The 3,342-nt window shown below is 71.5% G+C and carries 3 protein-coding genes; all 3 read right to left on the reverse strand.

Annotated features, from left to right (window positions below; translation table 11 throughout):
• The coding region (locus B0W88_RS30695) for an exodeoxyribonuclease V subunit gamma (protein ID WP_144007094.1) at window positions 1–619 on the reverse strand (619 nt) is incomplete at its 3' end.
• A gap of 105 nt (window positions 620–724) precedes the next feature.
• The gene (locus B0W88_RS30700) at window positions 725–1,528 is read right to left on the reverse strand and encodes a peptidoglycan-binding protein (RefSeq protein WP_077038281.1); all 804 of its coding nucleotides are present in this window, start codon (window positions 1,526–1,528) and stop codon (window positions 725–727) included.
• 179 nt (window positions 1,529–1,707) lie between these two features.
• On the reverse strand, window positions 1,708–3,342 hold a 1,635-nt coding region (locus B0W88_RS30705; protein ID WP_369973967.1), incomplete at its 5' end, for an MFS transporter.

Raw genomic sequence — 3,342 nt, forward strand, 5'->3', positions numbered from 1 at the left:
CGGCGAGGAAGCGCTGGTGCAGCTCGGGCCGGCTGCCCGGCGCAGCGCCTGCGCGCAGTTCGCGCCACAGCGCAGCCTGCCAGCGCTGGTCCGGCGGCAGTTCCCGCACCGGCGGTGCGTCGTCGTGGCCCTCGGCCCAGCGTTCGAGCCAGTCGGCGCGGTAGACCTGGTACTGGTCGTAGAGGTCGGCCAGGCGCTCGGCGAGCTGCAGCCGGCGCCGCCCTTCATCGGGCCCACCCTCGCCCGCCGCCAGGAAACCGGCCAGCGGCGCGAACACCGGCTGGTCCACCAGCTCGGGCAGCAGGGCCATCAGCCGCCAGGTCAGCGGCAGCTTGTCGAAGTCGGAAGTGGGCGGCACCGCATCGCGCCCCAGCACCTGCCGGTAGGCGCGCCAGAGGAAGCGGGCGGGCAGTTCCACCCGCGTGGCCGCGCACACGCCGCGGCGGGCGGCCAGGCTCATCTTCAGCCACTCGGCCACGCCGTTGCTCTGCACGAGGAAGACTTCCTCCTCCAGCGGCGCCAGCGGGTGCCGGCCCAGCCATTCGATCACCGTGTCGACCAGCAGCTCGGCGCGGTTGCCGTGCAGCACCAGCAGGCCCGGCGTCAATCGATCTGTCATCTTCTCTTCCCCTGCGCGACCGGCAAGCATAGCTTGCACCGGCGGGGCGAGAGACTGCAGCGGCAAGGGCCGGCCGGGGCCCGGCGCCCCCGGCTGCGACGCCGCTCAGCTCAGCAGGGCATCGCCGGCCTGGTAGGCCGCGGTGAAGGCGTCCAGCCCGTAGGTGCCACCGTTCACGAGCCGGCGCGCCGCCTGCATGTTGGCATGGGCCAGCGCGTCCTTGATCTGGATCTCCCGGTCCGACAGGAACAGGCATAGCAGGTCCGCCGCCGTGTCGGCCGCGTTGGCGGCATCGGGGTTGCCGACCAGATCGACCGCCGGGGCGAGCCTGGGGCCGTAGTGCCCGTAGTTGTTCCTGCCGGTGAGCTGGATGAAGCCCCTGCCCTTGAATCTCGCGCCGTCACCGACGGCATTGTTGCCAAGGTCCTTGCGGAAGTCGTAGAGGTCGAAGGGCCGCCCACCGGGAGAGGTGTTGTAGCGCGACACGCCCTCGTCGATGGGCAGGAAGGTCGCTGCCTCGGCGTGGATGGTCGCCACCGCCATCAGGAGCATCGTCTTGTCGACCAGCCGGTACCTGGTGAGCGCGGCCGTGAGGGCAGGCAGGCTCTGCTTGATGTGGCCGATGGGGGCGTCCGGGCACATGCGGCTGACGACCTGGACCGTCAGCTGCGGCGTGGCGTCGGGCAGCGTCGGGACCGCGGCGAGGCCGAGGCTGTACAGCGTTCGCGGGCCGGCGACACCATCGGCCAGCAGGCCCTCGCTGTTCTGGTAGGCGATGACCGCGGCCTGCGTCCCGCCGCCGAAATCGCCGTCGACCGCGCCCGGACTGAAGCCTGCATCCCGCAGCGCCTGCTGGAGCGTCGACACGTCGGCGCCCTGGTCACCCAATCGAAAGGTGGTCGAGTTCATCGATTCCTCCCGGGTCAAGAAGACAGCCACGCCACGAGGACCGCGTCGTGTCTTCCGCCGTCCCCGGCTTCGCAGACTGTCCGCGCGCGATAGCGCTGTCAATGCGGCGGGGCGGCCGCTGTCCACACAAGGATGGAGGAAGCGCGACGGCCACGAGCGAATGCCGCCAGCTTGCATCGTCAGTTCGACACGGTCCCGCGCGGCGTGCGGCCGTCGATCGTCCACCAGGCCGCGAGCGCGCTGAACAGCGCGAGGCCGGCGGACACCATCATGACCTGGCGGAACCCGGCCACGAAGGCCTGATCGACCGCCGCCTGCGCCTGCGCCGCAAGGTCGCCGGACAGGCCGGAGGGCAGCTCGAGGCCGGCGAGCCGGTGACGTTGCCCGGCGATGGCCTCGAGCGCACCGGCCGGCAGCTGCAGGCGCAGGAGCGCTTCGTCCAGTCGCGCATCGAAGGCCGCCGCCAGCACCATGCCGAAGGCCGCTATCGCGAGCAGGCTGGCCGTGCGGGAGACCGCATTGTTCACCCCCGACGCCGTGCCCGCGTGGGCGGGGTCAACGGCGTTCATCACCGTCGTCGTCAGCGGCGCCACCGTCACCGCCATGCCGATGCCCAGCAAGCAAACGGCGGGCAGGAAATCCGTCCAGTAGTCAGCGCCTACCCCGGGCCTCATGAAGGCGGCGAAGCCCGCAGCCGCGATCGCCGGTCCGACGACGAGAGGCGGCTTCGCGCCCACGCGGTCCACCAGCGTGCCCGCCCAGCGCGAGAGCGCGAACATGATCGCGATGAAAGGCAGCAGGGCCGCGCCGGCGGCGGTTGCGCTGTATCGCTGCACCTGGATCAGGTTCAGCGGGAAGAAGTACAGGCCGCCCCCGAGCGCGGCATAGAGCAGCAGGGTCAGCAGGTTGGCGCCGAAGAAATTGCGGATCCGGAACAGACCCAGGGGCAGCATCGGATCGCGCACGCTCGCCTCGAGCACGACGAAGGCGGCGAGCGCCGCGAGGCCGATGCCTCCGGCGAGGATCACCGTGCCTGAACCCCAGCCCCGCGCGGGGGCCTCGATCAAGGCGAACACGACCCCGGCGAGGCCCAGCGTCGCGGTCGCCGCGCCAGCCAGGTCCGTCGGCGCCTGAGCGGCGTCGCCGCGGCTCTCCGGGACCCTCATGATGCTCAGGATCACGAGCGCGACGCCGAGCGGCAGGTTCAGCAAGAACGCCCAGCGCCAGGTCAGGTGGTCGACCAGGAAGCCACCCACCACCGGCCCGACGGCCGCGGTGACCCCGCTGAAGGCCGACCAGGTGCCGATGGCTCGCCCGCGCTCGCTTTCCGCGAAGCCGGCGCTCAGCAGTGCGAGGCTGCCCGGTACGAGCAGCGCAGCGCCGATGCCCTGCAGCGCGCGCGCCAGCACCAGGGCGTCCGAGTTGCGCGCCGCGGCGCAGAGGGCCGACGCCGCGGTGAAGATCGCGACGCCGATCACGAAGACACGTCGGCGCCCCAGCCGGTCGCCAAGCGCGCCGCCGACCAGCAGCAGCGCCGCGAGGAAGAGCGCGTAGGACTCGACGATCCACTGCGCGTCGGCGGCCGATGCGTGCAGGCTGCGCTGGATCGCCGGCAATGCGACGTTGACCACCGTGCCATCCATGAAGGCCATGCTCGAACCGAGGATGGCGGCCACCAAGGTCCAGCGTTGGGCGATGCGCGTGCAGGGGCGTGCCGCGGCGCCGTGGCGGATCAGGGTGTCGTCGCAAGGCGTCTTGAACATGGCCTTGATGCAGAGCGCCGAGGCTCGTGGAAATGACGCGGGCGCTTCCCT

Origin of the sequence: Pelomonas sp. KK5 (assembly GCF_001984095.1) — a bacterium.
Classification (GTDB): domain Bacteria; phylum Pseudomonadota; class Gammaproteobacteria; order Burkholderiales; family Burkholderiaceae_C; genus KK5.

What these genes read in the sequence shown, in the direction of transcription:
- B0W88_RS30700 (WP_077038281.1), bottom strand. Translation starts at nt 1,528, where the DNA reads ATGAACTCGACCACCTTTCGATTGGGTGACCAGGGCGCCGACGTGTCG.